We start from the raw sequence: 18,681 nt of genomic DNA on the forward strand, positions 1-18,681 counted from the left end.
GATGAGTCATTCATCTTCAGGCAGAAGCGATATTCGCTCACGCGAGGCATTTGCGCGGGCCAAGCAAGTGATTCCGGGCGGCGTGAACAGTCCGGTTCGCGCTTTTAAATCCGTAGGATTGAATCCTGTTTATATGGAGCGCGGCCAAGGCAGCCGCGTATTTGATATCGACGGCAACAGCTACATCGATTATGTTGCTTCATGGGGACCGCTCATTATGGGCCATGCGCATCCAGAGGTCGTTGAAGCGATCAAGCGTACCGCGGAAAAAGGCACCAGCTTTGGGGCGCCAACGGAACTGGAGACGCTGATGGCGGAGCTTGTGTGCGAGCGTGTGCCTTCGGTAGATGTGGTCCGGATGGTCAACTCCGGCACGGAAGCGACAATGAGCGCCTTGCGTCTCGCTCGCGGGTTTACGAAGCGCAGCAAAATCGTCAAGTTTGAAGGCTCATACCACGGACATGCCGACAGCCTGCTCATTAAAGCGGGTTCCGGTGTGGCGACGCTTGGCTTGCCGGACAGTCCCGGCGTTCCGGAAAGCATTGCCTCCCAGACGATTACGGTGCCTTACAATGATATCGAGTCGATCAAGCTCGTATTTGAAAAGTACGGCGAGGAAATTGCCTGTGTCATCGTCGAGCCGATTGCCGGAAACATGGGCGTTGTCCCGCCGCTTCCGGGCTTTCTGCAAGGACTGCGCGACATTACGGAGCAATACAGCAGCCTGCTTATTTTTGATGAAGTGATGACGGGCTTTCGTGTCCACTACAGCAGTGCGCAAGGTCTGTATGGCATTAAGCCGGATATCACTTGCTTCGGCAAGGTGATTGGGGGCGGACTGCCTGTCGGCGCATACGGCGGCAGACGCGATCTGATGGAGCTTATGGCGCCGAGCGGTCCGATTTATCAGGCGGGCACGCTGTCAGGCAACCCGCTGGCGATGGCTGCTGGTTATACGACGCTCAAGCTGCTGACACCGGAAACGTATGAGCTGCTGGAGCGCCAAGCGGTCCGATTGCAGCGCGGCTTTGAAGCGAATGCGCAGGCGGCTGGCATTGCTTCCACGATCAACCGTGTCGGCTCGATGGTTTGCCCGTTTTTCACCGAAACGCATGTCATTAATTACGATACAGCCAAAACAGCGGATTTAGAGCGCTTCAAGGTGTATTTTGCCGCTATGCTGGAGCTTGGCGTGAGCGTCGCTCCATCGCAGTTCGAAGGCATGTTTGTGTCAGCTGTCCATACCGATGAAGATATTGATGCAACGATTGCTGCAAACAGGGCTGCTTTGAGCAGGTTGTAGTTCTAGCAAGCAGCAATTTAGGCGATTGCATTCGAAAATAGGAGGTTTCATTCCATGCCAATGCTTCACTATAAGCGGGCGGGGGAGTGGCTTGAGCTCGATTGGCAGCAGCTGTCAGAAGGCTCATGGTCTGCACCAAATTATGACGGGCAACCTGGAGAACGCACCGGAACATTAGAGGCCGGCAGTCATCCGCATCAAGTGCGGCAGTGGCTGCTGGCCCGTTCTCTTTTTCCAGAAAAATGGATCAATCGGCTGTTCTCCGTTGGCGGCATCCGCTTTGATGGGCAGCGTCTGGGCTTGCTCGCCTTTCCCGCTGCGGACCCGCTTAGCGATCCCTTGTATCGTCAAGCGAGGCTGTCGCAAGGCAATCCCGTTCCAACCGTTCTTTTCGAGGATGATTTTTGCCTCGTGCTTTATAAGGAGGCAGGGATGCCTGTGCATGGCACAGGTGCCAATCAGGCGGGAACGCTGGATGAAGCGGCGGCTCGTCATATGCTGCTGCAAGGAGATCCGCTGCCTGTCCGTCATATCCATCGTCTCGATGATGATACATCGGGCCCCGTGCTTTATTCCAAAAATGATTTCGCCCAGTGGAAGCTGGACGAAGCGATGCGCCGCAAGGCGATCGACCGCCGCTATATGGCGTTTGTTCAAGGACGGCTGCGTCCGCCTGCGGGAACCGTTGACGCTCCGATTGGCAAGGACCGCCATCATCGCTCCAGACGGCGTGTGACCCAGGGCGGCGATGCCGCTGTTACCCATTATGAAACGGCCGAGATGTATGCTGGAGCGACGCTGGTCCGTTTGCAGCTGGAGACGGGACGTACGCATCAAATACGCGTCCATATGAGCCACTTGGGCCATCCCCTGATTGGGGATTCGCTTTATGGCGGCTCTGTGCAGCTGCTGAAGACGCAGGCGCTGCATGGCGAACGCCTTATTTTTGCCCACCCGTGGACAGATTCGCCTGTGGAAGTTGCGGCGCCAGAGCCCGCTTGGCTTCCCGAATTGCGAGCTAAATTATAGCCTCTGCAAAAGATAGTCATGCTCTCCCCCCTTTGCCCATATAGATAATTAGTGAGAGTAGCATTTTTAGCCCAAGCATTGTCTAAGAGACTGCGACGAAATGGGTCAGTATAGGGAGGGAGGACTTGAGCGTGACGGATCAAACGAAAGGCTTGCGCTTTGACGTGTATGAACGCGTGCATCTGTCGGATGAAGTTGCCGATATCGATGAACTGGAAGAAATTGAGCTTGTGCCTCGCATTCAGGTTGTTGAGCAGGGGGACCATGCGGTTTTGAAAGGCCAGCTGCTACTAAGCGGGGTATATCGCAGTACGAACGAAGCCGCTCCGCTTCAGGCATTGGAGCATTTCATTCCCGTCGAAATTACGATGCCGATGAACCGGATTTCACGGCTGGACGATGTGACGGTGGAAATTGATAATTTTGACGTGGATTTGCTTTCCTCGCGAACGCTTAACATTACCGGTGTGTTGTCGCTGCGCGGCATTCTTGTGGAGCCGCAGCAGGAAGTGGAGGAAGCGTGGCGCGAGGAGCCATTCACCGTCGTCCATGATCGCGTAGATACGAGCCAGGCTTCGTACGATGAGGAGCTTCAGCGTAGCGGCGGCGAACCATTTGCTGCTGACGAGGCGCAGGTGGCGGACCAGGCCGCTTATGGGCTGCAAGCTGAACCCTATTTTGCTGGACAGGAAGGACAATTGCCTTTCAGGGGGGAGCAGGAACAGAATCAAGGTTATAATGAGGCACAAGAGTATAATGAGGCACAAGGGTATAATGAGGCACAAGAGTATAATGAGGCTCAAGTGTTTATTGGGGCTCAACAGTTCGCTGAGTCTGAATCCGAGATTGAGGCTTACAATGCTAGTAATGCATATAATGAGCGGACGTATGAAGCGGCTGATGAAAGCGAGGAAGCAGAAGGGCCGAAGGCTGGCGTTACGATCTCGCCTTCGCCGCGTGACGCAGGCTGGTCAGCAGCAGAGTGGTTTCAGGGGCAGGATCATTCCGGGGCACAGCCGAACTTTAACGCTAATTTCAATCCACCGCCTGCTTTTGCACAGCAGCCAGCCGTAACTGGGCTTGGTCATGGCATTGCGCAGGAAAGGCAGCAGGGAGCTTCTGCCTATCAACAGGCGGAGGACTTTGGCTGGAGCCCAGGGGGACAACCGCAGCAGGCAGAGGAAACTTACATTCCGGCGGGGGCAGAGCAAAGCAGCTACGACACATCCCCGTGGCAGGATAGCGAGCTGGAGCGTTTGAACGAATGGCAGGAGGCGGAGGAAGCTGGTGCGGAGCAGCAAGCGGAGCCGGAGAAGCAGGAGATGCGCATTGCCTTTGGCAGCAAGGCGCCGGAAGCAACTGGAGCTCCTGCATCAGGCGTCGGGCTTGTGACGCTGCTGCAAACGAGCAAGCGCGAGCAATTAGCGCGGCAGGCTGAGCAGGAGGCGGCGGATTATGCGCTTGAGCAGACGAAGGCTCAGCAGCCGGCAGGCGATGAAATCGAGTGGCGCAATTTATTTTTGAAGCAATCCGATGAGCATGAATTCCGTAAAATCCGGGTATGCATCGTGCAGCGCGACGAGACGCTGGAGTCCATTGCAGTGCGCTACAGCTTGAACCCGCGTGAGATTTTGCTGTACAACGGCTTGAATGAGTCGGCGGTATCGGAAGGGCAGCTGCTTTATATTCCGTAGCAGCAGGCTGTTAAATAAAAGGAGCTTTGACCTGTGAAATAACAGTCAAAGCTCTTTTTTATGTGCCCAGCAAGTATAAAAGAGCTTGAATGTGCCTTGTTGTTTGACTTTTTTTCACAAAGAGGGTATTATTAAATAAATATGTCTTAAAGTCAACGAACGACGTTGAAGGGGAAGAGTACGCAGCCAAGCCTTCAGAGAGCGGAGCCGTTAGTGCTGAGAGTTCCGCAGGATTTTACTCGTACAAGTCGCCCTGGAGTTGCTTGAATCAAGCGGATTGTTATTCGTTAATTCAAGCCGGCCACAGCCGTTATCTGTTTGAGTGCCGTGCAGCTGCAAGACGCGCGGAACAAAGGTGGTACCACGGAAGCTAACCTTTCGTCCTTTGCTATAAGGGCGGAAGGTTTTTTTGTATTCAAAATTAAAGTAATGATGCCATTATGCGATATGTGGAGGATGGAGCTTATGTCTGAAAATCAAACGACGCCGGCGATGCCGACGACCTACGACCCGAAAGCTGCTGAACTGAAGTGGTATGACTTCTGGATGGATGGAAAATTTTTTGAAGCGGGCAAGCGCCCGGAAGCCAAGACCTATACGATCGTTATTCCCCCGCCGAATGTAACGGGAATTTTGCACATTGGGCATGCGCTCGATTTCACTTTGCAGGATATTCTCATCCGCTTTAAGCGGATGCAGGGCTTTGATGCTTTGTGGCTGCCAGGAACGGACCACGCAGGCATTGCGACACAGACGAAAGTGGAGCAGAAGCTCCGCGAGCAAGGACAATCCCGCTACGATCTGGGACGCGAGGCTTTTTTGGAGCAGGTCTGGGATTGGAAGGAGCAATATGCGGGAACGATTCGCGGCCAATGGGCAAAAATGGGGCTGTCGCTTGATTATTCGCGCGAACGATTCACGCTTGATGAGGGGCTGTCGAAGGCTGTGCGCGAGGTGTTTGTACAGCTTTACAAGAAGGGCCTCATTTACCGCGGCAAAAAAATCATCAACTGGGATCCGGCTGCTAGAACGGCTTTGTCCGATATTGAGGTTGAGCATAAAGAGCTGAACGGTCATTTGTATCATTTGCAATATCCTTTGAAGGACGGCTCAGGGCATATTACGGTTGCGACAACGCGTCCGGAAACGATGCTGGGCGATAGCGCGGTTGCCGTTCATCCTGAAGATGAGCGATACCAGCACCTCATTGGTCAAATGATCGTATTGCCGGTCATTGGACGCGAGATTCCGATTATTGGCGACGAATACGTTGACAAGGAATTTGGCTCCGGCGCTGTAAAAATTACGCCTGCCCATGATCCGAATGACTTCGAGGTTGGCCTTCGTCATGATTTGCCGCAAATTATCGTTATGGACGAGTCCGGCAAGATGAATGCGGAAGCTGGCCCTTATGCGGGACTGGACCGTTTCGACTGCCGCAAGCAGCTCGTGAAGGATTTGCAGGAGCAGGGCGTGTGCGTTCAAATCGAGGATCACGTGCATCAGGTTGGCCACAGCGAGCGCAGCGGTGCGGTCGTTGAGCCGTATTTGTCCACGCAATGGTTCGTTGAAATGAAGCCGCTCGCGGAGCAGGCGATTAATGCGCAAAAATCCGGCGAAGGCGTAAACTTCGTTCCAGACCGTTTTGAGAAAATTTATTTGCAATGGATTGAAAATGTACATGACTGGTGTATTTCCCGCCAGCTGTGGTGGGGACACCGTATCCCTGCTTGGTATTGCGACGCTTGCGGTGAAATGCATGTTTCCGACGAAGATGTAACGAGCTGTTCTTCTTGTGGCAGCACGGAGCTGCGCCAGGACGAGGATGTTTTGGATACATGGTTCAGCTCGGGTCTATGGCCATTCTCGACGCTTGGCTGGCCAGAGCAAACCGAGGACTTAAAACGCTTCTATCCGACGAATGTTTTGGTGACGGGCTATGACATTATCTTTTTCTGGGTATCTCGAATGATATTTACTGCACTGGAGTTCACAGATCAAAAGCCGTTTAAGGACGTGCTGATTCATGGTCTTGTACGCGATGCGAACGGCAATAAAATGTCCAAGTCGCTTGGCAACGGCGTCGATCCGCTCGAAGTCATTGAACAGTACGGCGCAGATGCGATGCGTTATATGCTATCGACAGGCAGTACACCGGGGCAGGATTTGCGCTTCCGCTTTGAAAAGGTGGAGCAGTCGCGCAACTTTGCCAATAAAATTTGGAATGCGTCGCGCTTTGCACTGATGAATTTGGAAGGCTTCACCGCAAGCGACATTAATATTACCGGCAAGCTGGGTACGGCGGATCGCTGGATTTTGCACCGTCTTAACGAAACCGTTCGCGAAGTAACCCGCTTGATGGACAACTACGAGTTCGGAGAAACGGGCCGCCAGTTGTACAACTTCATTTGGGATGACCTATGCGACTGGTACATCGAGTTTGCGAAGCTTAACCTTTATGGCAGCGATGAAGAAGCGAAACAAGCGACTAAATCGGTACTCGCTTATGTGCTTGATCGCACGCAGCGTCTGATTCATCCGTTTATGCCTTACATCAGTGAGGAAATTTGGCAGCATCTGCCGCATGAAGGCGAGACGATTACACTTGCAGCATGGCCGGAATACGATGCTGCGCTGGAAGCGCCTGAAGCGGTGAAGGAAATGGAGCTGCTGATGGATATTATCCGTTCGGTGCGTAACGTTCGCGCGGAAGTAAACGTGCCGATGAGCAAAAAAATCGAACTGATGATTAAGCCGACGAGCGAGGCCGAGGCGATCATTTTGACCCGCAATGATGAATTTGTCCGCCGGTTCTGCGGAACCTCGAAGCTGGAGGCAGGTCTTGCGTTAGCAGCTCCGGATAAGGCGATGAGCAGTATTGTTACGGGCGCGGAGCTGTACTTCCCGCTAGCAGGGCTGATTGATATTTCGCAGGAAATTGCCCGCCTTGAGAAAGAGCTTGCGACGCTGAACGGCGAAGTAACCCGCATTGAGAAGAAGCTCGGCAATGAGGGCTTTGTAGCGAAGGCGCCTGCGAAGGTCATCGAAGAGGAACGCTCCAAAATGAAGGATTATGCGGACAAACGCGATAAGGTTCAAGCTAGAATCGCGGATTTACGCGGATAGACACCGGGAAGAAAGAAGGCGTTTCTACGATGACGAATCAGCTCTCGGGCCAGCCGGAAAGCGGCGGGCTGCAGTCGTACCAGGAAGCAGTAGATTGGATAAATGGTCTTATTCCTTTCGGGATAAGACCTGGTCTTGAGCGAGTCCTGCTCTTAATGGAGCGGCTGGGTAATCCACATCGCAGACTGAAATTTATCCATGTGGCTGGAACGAACGGCAAAGGCTCTACCTGTGCTTTTTTGACGAGCACGCTTATTAAATGCGGTTATGATGTAGGTACGTTTACATCGCCATACATTACGAAGTTTACGAATCGTTTTCAATATAATAACGCTGATATTGAAGAGCAGACACTGCTTGAACTGTCGAATATGCTAAAGCCTGTCGTTGAGGAAATTGCGGCAACCGAGCAGGGCTCTCCGACGATGTTCGAGGTGTCTACGGCGCTGGCCATCTTGTATTTCGCGAAGGTAACGTATCCCGATTATGTCGTATGGGAAACGGGGCTCGGCGGACGAATGGACGTTACAAATATTGTGACGCCCGTTCTCTCCATCATTACCAATGTCGGGCATGACCATATGGATCGCCTTGGCGATACGCTGGAGAAGGTAGCGGCGGAAAAGGCGGGCATTATTAAGCCTGGCGTTCCTGTCGTGAGTGCGGTTACGCAGCCAGAAGTGATCGAAGTTATTCGGCAAAAGGCGATTGACAGCAAAAGCTCGCTGTATTTGTTAGGCGAGCAGTTCAGCGAGACGGCGCTTTCGGTTCGCGAGGATGAGCAAACGTTCCGTTTCGATGGGCTTTTCCGCCCTATCCATCCGCTCACGATCACGCTGAACGGCGCCCATCAGCGCACGAATGCAGCGGTTGCAGTGATGGCGCTTGAGGTGCTTCGCCAATATGCGGCGCTTATCGTGGAGGATGATGCGCTGGAGGAGGGGCTGCGCCTTGCGGCATGGCCTGGACGTCTGGAAATGGTGTCGCATTCCCCGCGTATTCTCATTGATGGAGCGCATAATCCTGAAGGGGCGGAGACGCTTGCTGCTGCGCTAAAAACAACCTATCGCTATGATCGTTTAATCCTAATGATGGGTATGCTGGATAATAAGAATCATCGTGAGGTTATGAAGCATATACTGCCAATAGTAGATACGCTAATTGTGACCGAGCCTGATTTTCGCAACAAAAAAGATGCGCAGGCGCTGGCTGATCTCATACGTTCTGTGCAGGGGAAAGAGGCTTTTGAGCTGATTGTAGAGCCTGACTGGAAAGCGGCGCTTCAGCAGCTGCAGCATTTGACCGGGGAAACAGACCTTGGGGTTGTGACCGGAACGCTTTATTTAATAGCGGACGTTCGCGCCCGCTTATTGTACAACTCGGATTCTGAAAAAGGTTGGTGAACCGTCTTTGAATACAGCAAAACATGTTCATTTCATCGGAATAGGCGGTTACGGGATGAGTGCTATCGCCCGCGTCATGCTGGAGAAGGGCTATACGGTAACTGGTTCTGATGTCGCTCGTCAGGAACTCACAGAGAAGCTGGTGGCGAAAGGCGCAAAAATCTATATCGGTCATGAACCGGAAAATATTAAAGGTGCGGAGCTTGTTGTTTACTCCACAGCACTGACCAAAGACAATGTAGAGCGGTGCGCAGCGGAGGCGCTAAATATTCCGGTGCTGCATCGCTCCCAAATGCTTGCCCAGCTGATGAATGAAGGCAAAGGCGTTGCCGTTGCAGGCGCTCATGGCAAGACGACGACCTCGTCGATGATTGCCCTTGTGATGGAAAACTGCGGAACGGATCCAACCTACATTATTGGCGGCGAGATCGTAAACGTGGGTACGAATGCAAAAGCCGGAAGCGGCGAATACGTAGTAGCGGAGGCAGATGAGAGCGATGGCTCTTTCCTGCATTACCATCCGTCGATTGCGATTGTAACCAATATTGAGCCGGATCATCTGGAAAATTATGACGGTGATTTTGGCAAGCTGAAAGATGCCTACGTTCAATTTCTGTCGCAGGTAAAGCCGGATGGCAAAGCTATCGTATGTGCTGACGATGACAATATTGACGAGATCATTAGCAAGCTGTATGCAAGTCAATCGCTCGATCCATCTCAGCTCGTTACTTACGGCATTGATGGCGAGGCCCAATACAAAGCGGAGCAAGTCGTACTGGGTGACCGTAAAGTATCGTTCCAATTAACCCATCTAGGGAAGCTCTTGGGCGAGGTTGAACTGTCTGTACCAGGTAAACATAATGTATATAATGCGATGGCTACTATTATTACCTGTCTGGAAGCAGGGCTGCCATTTGCACAAATTGCGGGCGCTATTCGTGAATTCATTGGGGCCAAGCGTCGTTTCCAAGTGCTCGGCGAAGTAGAGGACATTCTCGTTATTGACGACTATGCCCATCATCCAACCGAGATCAGCGCGACGATCAGTGCTGCCAAAGCGACGGGCAAACGGATTGTAGCTGTGTTCCAGCCGCAGCGCTACACGCGTACCTATTTCCTTCTCGACCAGTTCAGCCGGGCGTTTCCGGAAGCGGACGAGGTCATCATTACCGACATTTATTCGCCAGCTGGCGAGCAGCAAATTGAGGGCGTCAACTCGCAGAAGCTGGTTGAGCTTATTAAGACGAACAGCAATGCGAATACGACTTTTATTGCAACAAAGGAAGAAGTGCTGGAGTATTTGAAGACAGCTGCTTCGGCTGGCGATCTGGTCATCACGATGGGAGCCGGCGATATTTGGAAAACAGCGGATGCTTTGGCTAAATGGTTAAAGGCAGGCCGTAAATAAAGCAGGTATCCACTGCATGAGGCAGCTCCATTAAACGCTGGAAAACGTGAAAATCGTTTTCCAGCGTTTTTTGTTGCGTAATAAGAAGGAGCTGCACCCAAACGATGGCAATGTCTTTGACGCCATTTAAATAAAGTTTTCCAATGAGCTAGCGCAGCATTGAGGGGCTGGATACAATTCCCTTAGATTTTTATAGCAAAAAAGGTTGTCGACTGTACGAAACTTGAGGTAAGCTGCGAATGTTATTTACGTATCCGTTTGTTCATAATCATAAATCTCTTAATTGTCTCATAGAGTAGGAATAGAAGAATGAGACAAGGAGAGAATGACATGAACTCAAAAAACCGCATTACGTACCGTTTCGACCAAGCCGGACAAGCTTCGCGCTCCGAAAACAAGCAGATGGCCGCAGCGGAGCCAGCTGTGGAAGTTCCAGCTGCTGCTGCGCAGCCTAGTGCTTCGAAGCAGGGAGATTTTGCGAGAGTCATCCCCTTATATAAAAATACAGCCTCTTATTCAGATGCGCAGTTCAGTCCATGGAGCACCCAGGTCGATGAGGAGATGGATCAGCTGGAGCAGTTGATTCGCGAGTCGGATCATCACTTGCCTGACGAATCTAATACAGTGACTGTTAATCGTACCTATTCGCCTGCCGATTCGTCCATAGCATCGAAAACATCCAGACATGTCGCAGACAATGAGCCGCCTGCTTTCGTTTCTGAAGAGCAGCAAAGAGTGGAGGAGAAGGGAGTATTTAATGACCTTCAACAGCAGGTGCCTTCTCTCGGCGGTTCTAAACGCAATAGCGATGCAATGGAGCATGGGCCAGAAAATACCCGCTATGGATGGGCTGATGACGGCCAGCGGCATTCGCCTGAGCTTGATTTAGGCAACCGTCCGGTTCGCTCGATACGCAGGCTTGGACATTCGCCATCTTGGATCAATGTTTTTTTATCGGTAGCAGGGGCGCTGGCAACGGGAGCCTTATTCGGTTATTTGCTGTTGTCTTTATTTTTGGATTCCTCCTCGCTTAGCTCTTCTAATCCAGCGGGCGGGCAGTCGAGCGCGGTCAGCGGGAATCCAGCATCGCAAAATGCGGGAAATGGCTTGGGCACGGGAGCAGGTGCGGGAAATAGCGGAAGCTCAGCTGCGCCGCTTGAAACGGTGGAACTGGCCATTCAGCCACAGGCCTACCATTTGCTGCAATATGGCGTATTTAGCAACTCAGAGGGCAGAGATGCCGCAATGGAGGAGCTGGCTAGCAGGGGACTTGCTTCTGCTGCTGCGACAACAGCAGACGACTTTCGGGTATATGCGGGGATGGCGGGCGATCGCAGCAGGGCAATTGCGCTGAGCAAAATGCTGCCTGGTACCGAGGTATATGTGAAAGAGCTTATTGTTCAGGCACCAGAGCAGTTTCCTTTTACGGGGAAGGCGGCAGCTGCAAGCAGTTTTTTTGAGCAGACGAATGCCTTGATAAGCATGCTGGATGATTTGGCGCTGGCCCAACTGGAGCAGCCGGTTCTTGCGCCGCTTGGCGAAAATGCGGCGAAGGCTTGGCGGACGGAGCATCAAAAATGGACGCTCAGCATAAAGGCGATGGAGTCTGGGATTCAAGACGAGGCGGGTAAAGCGTCGATGGGTGCGGTTGTTCAAGCGGTAAATACAGCGGCTTCGTCGCTTACGGAATATGATAAAAATCCTTCTCAGGCGCACTTGTGGTCGGTGCAGCGAGCTCTAATGGAAGCGATCCTGACACAAAAATCGTGGTTTGAGACTATACGCGCATTGTAAACGGAAATCATACTAAGGTATAATAGAGAGCAGTTGTCATTACTTGGCGAGAGGCGTTGAACAATGAAGAAAAACGGCTGGATGTTATTGCTTTTCCTAGTGCTCGGTCTGCTTGCGGGGGCCTTGGTGGCACGCTGGCTGGAGTCGATACCGGGAATAACTTTCTTGACCAAAGCGATTGAGGCTTCGTGGTCTCCTGCCGTTGATTTGTATGTACTGAGCTTTACAATGACGATTAACTTCCAAATTAGCTTATTCAGTATTATTGGTGTTATAGTGGCTATATGGCTTTATCGCAAACTGTAAGTTTAAACGAAGGAGCGCTATACCTATGAATCCGATCAGCCAGTTCGTGCTGGCATCGTCGTCTCCGCGCCGGAAGGAACTGGTCGCCTCTCTTGACCTTTCCTTGCCGGTTTATATTTTGTCCTCGGAAGCGGACGAAAGTGTGCCCTCCGATTGGAGCCCCGAGCAAATTGTAGAACAGCTTTCCTTGCGCAAGGCGCGGGCAACGGCTGAGCTTTTGCGGATGCAGGGGAATACGGAACCCTCTATCGTCGTTGGCGCGGACACGATTGTCGTTGTGGATGGCCATGTGCTGGGCAAGCCAGCAGATGAGGCAGATGCTTTTGCGATGTTGAGCAGCCTACAAGGCAGAGCTCATGAAGTATATACAGGTGTAGCTTGTGTTTTAACGCATAATGGTGAACAATCCTCGGCTCATCGCATGACGAAGGTGCATATGAGGCCCCTTAAGGAAGACCAGATTAATCGGTATATAGCTACTGGAGAGCCGCATGACAAAGCCGGTTCTTATGGTATTCAAGGTTATGGGGCTACGCTTGTTGAGCGGATCGAGGGCTGTTATTTCAACGTTGTCGGGTTGCCGTTGTCACTGCTGTCAGATATGCTGGCGGCGTATCGCATATATGTATTTTGATCCACGTACTTCAAGCTAACTTACGAAAGCAGGGATGGGCATGGAGTCGCAGCGCCAATTTATTCGTGATGTCCCACAGGAAGAACGTCCAAGAGAGCGATTAATTAAATATGGGGCCGAAGCGCTCAGTCACACGGAATTATTGGCCATTCTTTTGCGAACGGGTACAAAAAAGGAATCAGTTGTCCATCTTGCGGGTAATATCATGAAGGAATGTGGCAATTTGCGCAACTTAATGGATATGAGTCTGGAAGAGCTGACAGCGATTCGCGGCATTGGCCCGGCGAAAGCGATTCAATTGCGCGCAGGACTTGAGCTCGGACGCAGAGTGTCTCGTACAGGCAATGGCGACGTTGTTACGGTGCGGAGGCCAGAGGATGCGGCGAATTATGTCATGGATGAGCTTCGTCATTTGAAAAAGGAGCATTTCGTCTGTCTTTTTCTAAATACGAAAAATCACATTATCGCCCAAGAGACGCTATCGATGGGGACGCTGAATGCGTCGCTCGTTCATCCGCGAGAAGTATTTCGTGCGGCTATTAAATGCAGCAGCGCCTCGCTCATTTGCGTGCATAACCATCCGAGCGGCGATCCTACGCCCAGTGCTGAAGACATTGCGCTGACGAAGCGGCTCGTCTCTGCTGGCGAGCTAGTAGGCATTGAAGTGCTGGATCATTTGGTGATTGGTGATGGAAGGTTTATTAGTTTGAAGGAACAAGGCTACATGTAATATAATAAGAAGGATTGTGGCATTTCAGAAGGGAGCACTAACATGTTTGGTGGTTTATCGAAAGATCTTGGCATTGACTTGGGAACAGCTAATACTCTTGTATACGTAAAAGGAAAAGGAATTGTCGTGAGGGAGCCGTCTGTGGTAGCCCTGCGTACCGATACGAAAACGATAGAAGCAGTTGGCGAGCAAGCGAAAAAAATGATCGGCAGAACGCCGGGCAATATTCGCGCAGTACGTCCAATGAAAGATGGCGTAATTGCCGACTTTGAAACGACAGCAACGATGATTAAATATTTTATCCGTTCAGCGCAAAAGCAGAAATCTTTGTTTCCGCGCCATCCGAACGTCATGATTTGCGTGCCGTCTGGCATTACTGCAGTTGAGAAGCGTGCTGTTGAAGATGCTGCGAAGCAAGCAGGCGCCCGCGAAGCCTATACGATTGAAGAGCCGTTCGCTGCAGCGATTGGCGCTGATCTGCCAGTTTGGGAACCGACGGGCAGCATGGTCGTTGATATTGGAGGCGGAACGACAGAGGTTGCAGTAATCTCGCTTGGCGGCATTGTAACAAGCCGTTCGATTCGCGTCGCTGGGGATGAAATGGATGAGTCGATTATCCAATATATTAAACGCTTTTACAATTTGATGATTGGGGAGCGTACGGCGGAGCAGCTTAAGATGGATCTGGGTACAGCAATGCCGCTTGATCCGCCGGAATCGGTGGAAATTAGAGGTCGTGATCTCGTATCCGGCCTGCCTAAGACGCTTGCGATAACATCGGATGAAGTAAGCGAAGCGCTTGCGGATACGGTGACAGCTATCGTAGATGCTGTTAAAATTACACTTGAAAAATGCCCGCCAGAGCTATCTGCGGATATTATGGATCGCGGCATTGTACTGACGGGCGGCGGAGCGCTGCTTCGCAATCTGGACAAGCTGCTGCAGCGCGAGACAGGCATGCCGGTCATTGTTGCGGACAACCCGCTTGACTGCGTAGCTATAGGTACCGGCCGTTCGCTTGACCATATTCATTTGTTCAAGAGCAGAGGCGGCTCAGGCGGTCGTTCGAGACGCTAGGAGAGCTTTCCGTCCATTAGGCAAAAATGAAAATGTGATTAGAACAGGCAGGTGATCGAGCTGTTTAAGCTGTTTAGAAATAAGCGCATGTTTATGCTTATGTTCGGGTTTATTCTGTTCATTGTGGTCATCGGCTTCTCGCTAAGTGACCGTAAGGAGCTGAGTATGCCGGAGAAGTTTATCGGAGATTCAGTCGGATTCGTTCAGCAATGGTTTTATGTGCCCGCTGCTTCAATAGCGGGTTTCTTTGAGGATATTGGCAAACTCCGGTCGATTTATGAGGAGAATGAGTACCTTAGACTGACAGCAGCGGCTTATGCCCGCGACAAAATCGGCTATAACTTTTTGCAGGAAGAAAATGAGCGTTTGCAGAAAGAGCTGAATTTTACCGAGCAGCAGAAAAAAATTAACAATTACAACTACCGGATTGCCCATGTCATTGCTATTGACAATAATCCGTACAGCAAGACGCTGGAAATCAATCTAGGCTCGCTGAGTGGCATTAAGCAGAATATGGCGGTTACGACAATTGACGGCATTATCGGTATCATCAGCCAAGTAAGGCCGAATACGGCAACCGTCATGCCGATTACGGAGCTGGATGACAAGTCGCCGACTTCCAATGCGATTGCGGCGACTATTCTCGGCAAAAGCGACTCTTTCGGCATGGTTACCAGCTATGATGATGAGACGCAGCGGTTAATTATGACGAGAATCGCCGAGAACGACAAAATGATTGTGGGTGACCTGGTTGTTACTTCAGGGAGCGACAGCGTTTATCCGCGTGGTCTTGTAATTGGAACAGTAGAGACGAAGGAAGAAGGCAACTTTGGCTTGACATATACGGCTTCTATTGAGATGGCAGCTAATTTGAACCAGCTTAAAGAGGTGTTTGTCGTCGAGGTCACTGCATCGGAGGATGCGGGCAAATGAGTATGATGAGCACAAATCGGCTTATCCTGCTGTTGTTTCTGCTTTTTATTATAGAAGGCAGCGTTATGCCCTGGATCATTCCGGCGGATTATTCGAGTAAAATTATCCCGCATTTCAGTTTTGTCTTTATCTTATATGCTGCTCTGTATAGCGGTCGCCATCGCGCATTGCTGTTTGGTTTAGGTATCGGACTTATTCAGGATATCGTCTATTACGGTCATTTGCTCGGCGTTCATACGTTTATGATGGGGCTGATTGGGTATTTTGCCGGACTGCTGTTCGATCGCCGCCGCAGCACGCTGCTCACTTGCCTGTCCGTCATTGGCTTTGCATGCATCGCATACGATTCAGCCGTTTATTTCATTTATTCGCTTTTCCGGTTGACGGAGGAGTCGTATGCATACGCGCTGCTGGATCATATTTTGCCTAGCTTATTTTTGCAGCTTGCCTTTGCCTTGATTATTTATGTGCCTGTTCGAAAGCTGTATGAGCAGGATGCGAAGCTTAATCAGGACCAGGATGAGGAATAAATTGGCGGAAAAAGCAGGAATTCGATTGTTTCGAAAAGAATGCAATACGTTGGGGAGGGACAATCGTGGCCGAAAAGCAGCATATTATGATTAAAGGCGTCAAGGAAGGTCTCGTGTTCCTTCTCGACGATAGTTGTGAGCTTGATTTATTACTTGATGAGCTGCACTACAAGCTCGAGAAAACCCATCAGCAGCTGCTCACCGGCCCGCTCGTACACGTCCATGTCAAGCTGGGAACTAGGCAGCTCGGCGATGAGGATAAAGAACGGATTCGATCGGTCATTCGCGCGCAGGGCAATCTGATTGTACAATCGGTGGAATCGGAGTCCGCGGAAGGCAGCTTGCCGCCGCCGCCGCCGGGCATTCAGCTCATTAGCGGAATTATTCGATCGGGCCAAACGATGGAGCGTGAAGGCGATTTGCTGCTGACGGGGGATGTAAACCCGGGAGGAACGATTATAAGCACCGGCGATATTTATGTGATGGGCGCGCTGCGCGGCGTTGCTCATGCGGGTGTGAACGGCCGAACGGACGTTATTATTGCGGCATCGCTGATGCGGCCGACGCAATTGCGCATAGCAGATATCATTAGCAGGCCACCGGAGGAATGGATGTCGGGCGATCCGGCGATGGAATTTGCTTTTTTGAATGAGGGAACGATGCAAATGGATAAAATTTCGCAATTATACCGTTTACGCAATAATCCGATTATGTTAAGAGGGGTGTAACTTATGGGAGAAGCGATTGTTGTCACATCTGGAAAAGGCGGCGTTGGCAAGACGACTACGTCCGCTAATCTGGGAACGGCACTGGCTCTGCTTGGCAAGAAGGTATGTATGGTTGACACCGACATCGGACTGCGTAATTTGGATGTGGTTATGGGACTGGAAAACCGCATTATTTATGATCTTATCGATGTGGCAGAAGGCCGCTGCCGCTTGAATCAAGCGCTGATCAAGGACAAGCGCTTTGACGAGCTGTACATGCTGCCAGCTGCCCAAACGAAGGACAAAAATGATGTATCGCCCGAACAGGTCAAAGACATGGTGCTGGAGCTAAAGAAGGAATTTGACTATGTCATTATTGATTGCCCAGCCGGAATTGAACAGGGCTTCCGTAATGCGATTGCTGGTGCGGATCGCGCTATTGTCATTACAACACCAGAAAATGCTGCCGTTCGCGATGCAGACCGGGTAATTGGTCTGCTTGAAAAAGAAGGCATTGCCGCCAAAATCATCATTAACCGCATTCGCCAGAACATGGTGAAGAGCGGCGAAATGCTCGATATTGATGAAATTTGTCAGGTGCTTGCCGTTGATTTGCTCGGTATCGTGCCGGACGATGAGAAGGTTATTAAATCCGCAAATACGGGGGAGCCAACCGTAATGGACCCTTCCTCGCGCGCGGCGATTGCTTACCGCAACATTGCCCGCCGCATTTTGGGTGATATGGTTCCGCTCATGCTGCTAGACGAGAAGGCAGGCGCCTTCAAACGGTTCCGCAAGTTTTTGGGAATAGGATGATTGCCTTGTGCTAAATAAATTCAAAAAAATTGACTGGGGTATTATTGCAATCCTGGTTTGTCTGATGGTTATTAGTTTGTTTGTTATCCATAGTGCAACTTTTCATGATACGAATTATGCTGGTTCAGAAAATAAAATGATGATATTTTATGCAGTAGGCTTTTTTATTGCTATTTTTGCCGCATTGTTTGATTATCGTATTTTACTGAAAACCTGGCATATATTGTACGGATTTGGTGTTACATTGCTCATAATGGTATATTTCTTCGGCTCTGTCATCAATGGAGCGAAAGGCTGGTTTAAGCTCGGCAGTTTTTCCTTTCAACCGGCAGAGATCATGAAAATCTTTTTGATTATCGGTATTGCCTACATTATGGGAAGAAGAAAAGGCGATAGATTAGGCTTTTCTCAAGATTTATTACCGATAGCAGCCTTTTCCCTATTGCCGTTTGCGCTTGTAATGATGCAGCCCGATTTAGGAAATGCGATTATTTATTTGGTTATTGTGCTCGGAATGCTTTGGATTGGAAATGTTAAATATAAGCATGTTCTTGTAGGGCTTGCTGTCGTTGTCGGCGGTTTGATCTTGTTCATGACGCTGTTTAATATGTTCAATACGGAAATATATACTTATTTGAAAGAAAAAGAATTAACGCACTGGTATAATCGGATTAATACGTTTATGCATCCTGAGGAAGCATCTGCTGATGCAAGCTATCAATCCCAAAATGCTAAAATTGCAATAGGCTCCGGCGGGCTTACGGGGGATGGCTATCTTCAGGGCGAGATGAAAAATGGGAAGTTCATTCCTTACCCGTATTCGGATTCCATTTTTGCTGTCATCGGCGAGGAGTTTGGGTTTCAGGGGGCAGCTGTATTATTGCTGCTGTATTTCCTGCTCATTTATCGAATTATAATAATCGCCTTCAAATGTCATGATTTACGGGCATCCTATATGACGATAGGCATCGCGTCGATGTTCGTATTCCAGATTTTCCAAAACATCGGCATGATGATCGGCCTAATGCCGATTACCGGCATCACGCTGCCATTCATCAGTTACGGCGGCACTTCACTGCTGCTGAATATGATTTGTATTGGTATCGTATTCAGTATAAAGGCCCATCAGGAAGTGTATGAGCTGGCTGAATAACCACATAAGCTGCTGCTTGGAAGGGCGCTGCCATTCTC

At 50.6% G+C, this 18,681-nt stretch carries 16 protein-coding genes and 1 other annotated feature; all 16 genes read left to right on the forward strand.

Going from position 1 to position 18,681, the window contains the following annotated elements; all coding sequences use genetic code 11:
- The first annotated feature begins 1 nt into the window (after position 1).
- The 16 genes from hemL (at position 2) to ASF12_RS22955 (ending at position 18,643) form a co-directional block, all read left to right on the forward strand.
- Positions 2-1,303 carry a glutamate-1-semialdehyde 2,1-aminomutase gene (gene hemL, locus ASF12_RS22880; RefSeq protein ID WP_056039891.1) on the forward strand — a complete coding sequence of 434 codons (1,302 nt, stop codon included), beginning with the start codon at positions 2-4 and terminating at the stop codon, positions 1,301-1,303.
- Positions 1,304-1,357: 54 nt separating this feature from the next.
- Entirely contained in the window at positions 1,358-2,332 is a 975-nt protein-coding gene (locus tag ASF12_RS22885; protein ID WP_056039892.1) for an RluA family pseudouridine synthase, read from the forward strand.
- A 131-nt stretch (positions 2,333-2,463) separates the two neighbouring features.
- Positions 2,464-4,026: a LysM peptidoglycan-binding domain-containing protein gene (locus tag ASF12_RS22890; protein WP_056039894.1), complete on the forward strand. Its 1,563-nt coding sequence runs from the start codon at positions 2,464-2,466 to the stop codon at positions 4,024-4,026.
- Between the two features lie 156 nt (positions 4,027-4,182).
- Positions 4,183-4,415: a binding site (T-box leader), on the forward strand.
- A 76-nt stretch (positions 4,416-4,491) separates the two neighbouring features.
- The gene (locus ASF12_RS22895) at positions 4,492-7,152 is read left to right on the forward strand and encodes a valine--tRNA ligase (RefSeq protein WP_056039896.1); all 2,661 of its coding nucleotides are present in this window, start codon (positions 4,492-4,494) and stop codon (positions 7,150-7,152) included.
- Positions 7,153-7,181: 29 nt separating this feature from the next.
- Positions 7,182-8,555 carry a bifunctional folylpolyglutamate synthase/dihydrofolate synthase gene (locus ASF12_RS22900; RefSeq protein WP_056039898.1) on the forward strand — a complete coding sequence of 458 codons (1,374 nt, stop codon included), beginning with the start codon at positions 7,182-7,184 and terminating at the stop codon, positions 8,553-8,555.
- 7 nt (positions 8,556-8,562) lie between these two features.
- On the forward strand, positions 8,563-9,963 hold the full coding sequence (murC, locus tag ASF12_RS22905; protein ID WP_056039899.1) for a UDP-N-acetylmuramate--L-alanine ligase: 1,401 nt from the start codon (positions 8,563-8,565) through the stop codon (positions 9,961-9,963).
- Between the two features lie 330 nt (positions 9,964-10,293).
- The gene (locus ASF12_RS22910; protein WP_056039901.1) at positions 10,294-11,757 is read left to right on the forward strand and encodes a hypothetical protein; all 1,464 of its coding nucleotides are present in this window, start codon (positions 10,294-10,296) and stop codon (positions 11,755-11,757) included.
- A gap of 63 nt (positions 11,758-11,820) precedes the next feature.
- Positions 11,821-12,063 carry a DUF4321 domain-containing protein gene (locus ASF12_RS22915; protein ID WP_056039903.1) on the forward strand — a complete coding sequence of 81 codons (243 nt, stop codon included), beginning with the start codon at positions 11,821-11,823 and terminating at the stop codon, positions 12,061-12,063.
- Positions 12,064-12,088: 25 nt separating this feature from the next.
- Entirely contained in the window at positions 12,089-12,697 is a 609-nt protein-coding gene (locus tag ASF12_RS22920; protein WP_056039905.1) for a Maf family protein, read from the forward strand.
- A gap of 40 nt (positions 12,698-12,737) precedes the next feature.
- Positions 12,738-13,427: a RadC family protein gene (gene radC, locus ASF12_RS22925; RefSeq protein WP_056039907.1), complete on the forward strand. Its 690-nt coding sequence runs from the start codon at positions 12,738-12,740 to the stop codon at positions 13,425-13,427.
- Positions 13,428-13,469: 42 nt separating this feature from the next.
- Positions 13,470-14,504 carry a rod shape-determining protein gene (locus ASF12_RS22930; RefSeq protein ID WP_056039909.1) on the forward strand — a complete coding sequence of 345 codons (1,035 nt, stop codon included), beginning with the start codon at positions 13,470-13,472 and terminating at the stop codon, positions 14,502-14,504.
- A 99-nt stretch (positions 14,505-14,603) separates the two neighbouring features.
- Complete coding sequence (mreC, locus tag ASF12_RS22935) at positions 14,604-15,437, forward strand: rod shape-determining protein MreC (RefSeq protein WP_235533255.1); 834 nt, start codon at positions 14,604-14,606, stop codon at positions 15,435-15,437.
- Positions 15,434-15,967 carry a rod shape-determining protein MreD gene (mreD, locus tag ASF12_RS22940; protein ID WP_081418971.1) on the forward strand — a complete coding sequence of 178 codons (534 nt, stop codon included), beginning with the start codon at positions 15,434-15,436 and terminating at the stop codon, positions 15,965-15,967. Before mreC ends, mreD begins: the two co-directional genes overlap by 4 nt.
- A gap of 62 nt (positions 15,968-16,029) precedes the next feature.
- Positions 16,030-16,695, forward strand: coding sequence for a septum site-determining protein MinC (locus tag ASF12_RS22945; RefSeq protein ID WP_442952551.1), 666 nt, complete (start codon positions 16,030-16,032; stop codon positions 16,693-16,695).
- Between the two features lie 3 nt (positions 16,696-16,698).
- Positions 16,699-17,490, forward strand: coding sequence for a septum site-determining protein MinD (gene minD, locus ASF12_RS22950; RefSeq protein WP_046229380.1), 792 nt, complete (start codon positions 16,699-16,701; stop codon positions 17,488-17,490).
- Between the two features lie 7 nt (positions 17,491-17,497).
- Positions 17,498-18,643 (forward strand): FtsW/RodA/SpoVE family cell cycle protein, encoded by a 1,146-nt coding sequence (locus ASF12_RS22955; protein ID WP_056039911.1) that lies wholly within the window; start codon positions 17,498-17,500, stop codon positions 18,641-18,643.
- The last annotated feature ends 38 nt before the right edge of the window (positions 18,644-18,681 follow it).

The sequence above is a fragment of the Paenibacillus sp. Leaf72 genome (assembly GCF_001422685.1).
Taxonomy (GTDB): domain Bacteria; phylum Bacillota; class Bacilli; order Paenibacillales; family Paenibacillaceae; genus Pristimantibacillus.

What these genes read in the sequence shown, in the direction of transcription:
- ASF12_RS22900 (WP_056039898.1), top strand. Translation starts at nt 7,182, where the DNA reads ATGACGAATCAGCTCTCGGGCCAGCCGGAAAGCGGCGGGCTGCAGTCG.
- ASF12_RS22895 (WP_056039896.1), top strand. Translation starts at nt 4,492, where the DNA reads ATGTCTGAAAATCAAACGACGCCGGCGATGCCGACGACCTACGACCCG.
- radC (WP_056039907.1), top strand. Translation starts at nt 12,738, where the DNA reads ATGGAGTCGCAGCGCCAATTTATTCGTGATGTCCCACAGGAAGAACGT.
- ASF12_RS22885 (WP_056039892.1), top strand. Translation starts at nt 1,358, where the DNA reads ATGCCAATGCTTCACTATAAGCGGGCGGGGGAGTGGCTTGAGCTCGAT.
- ASF12_RS22915 (WP_056039903.1), top strand. Translation starts at nt 11,821, where the DNA reads ATGAAGAAAAACGGCTGGATGTTATTGCTTTTCCTAGTGCTCGGTCTG.
- minD (WP_046229380.1), top strand. Translation starts at nt 16,699, where the DNA reads ATGGGAGAAGCGATTGTTGTCACATCTGGAAAAGGCGGCGTTGGCAAG.
- mreC (WP_235533255.1), top strand. Translation starts at nt 14,604, where the DNA reads ATGTTCGGGTTTATTCTGTTCATTGTGGTCATCGGCTTCTCGCTAAGT.
- mreD (WP_081418971.1), top strand. Translation starts at nt 15,434, where the DNA reads ATGAGTATGATGAGCACAAATCGGCTTATCCTGCTGTTGTTTCTGCTT.
- ASF12_RS22920 (WP_056039905.1), top strand. Translation starts at nt 12,089, where the DNA reads ATGAATCCGATCAGCCAGTTCGTGCTGGCATCGTCGTCTCCGCGCCGG.
- ASF12_RS22930 (WP_056039909.1), top strand. Translation starts at nt 13,470, where the DNA reads ATGTTTGGTGGTTTATCGAAAGATCTTGGCATTGACTTGGGAACAGCT.
- hemL (WP_056039891.1), top strand. Translation starts at nt 2, where the DNA reads ATGAGTCATTCATCTTCAGGCAGAAGCGATATTCGCTCACGCGAGGCA.
- ASF12_RS22910 (WP_056039901.1), top strand. Translation starts at nt 10,294, where the DNA reads ATGAACTCAAAAAACCGCATTACGTACCGTTTCGACCAAGCCGGACAA.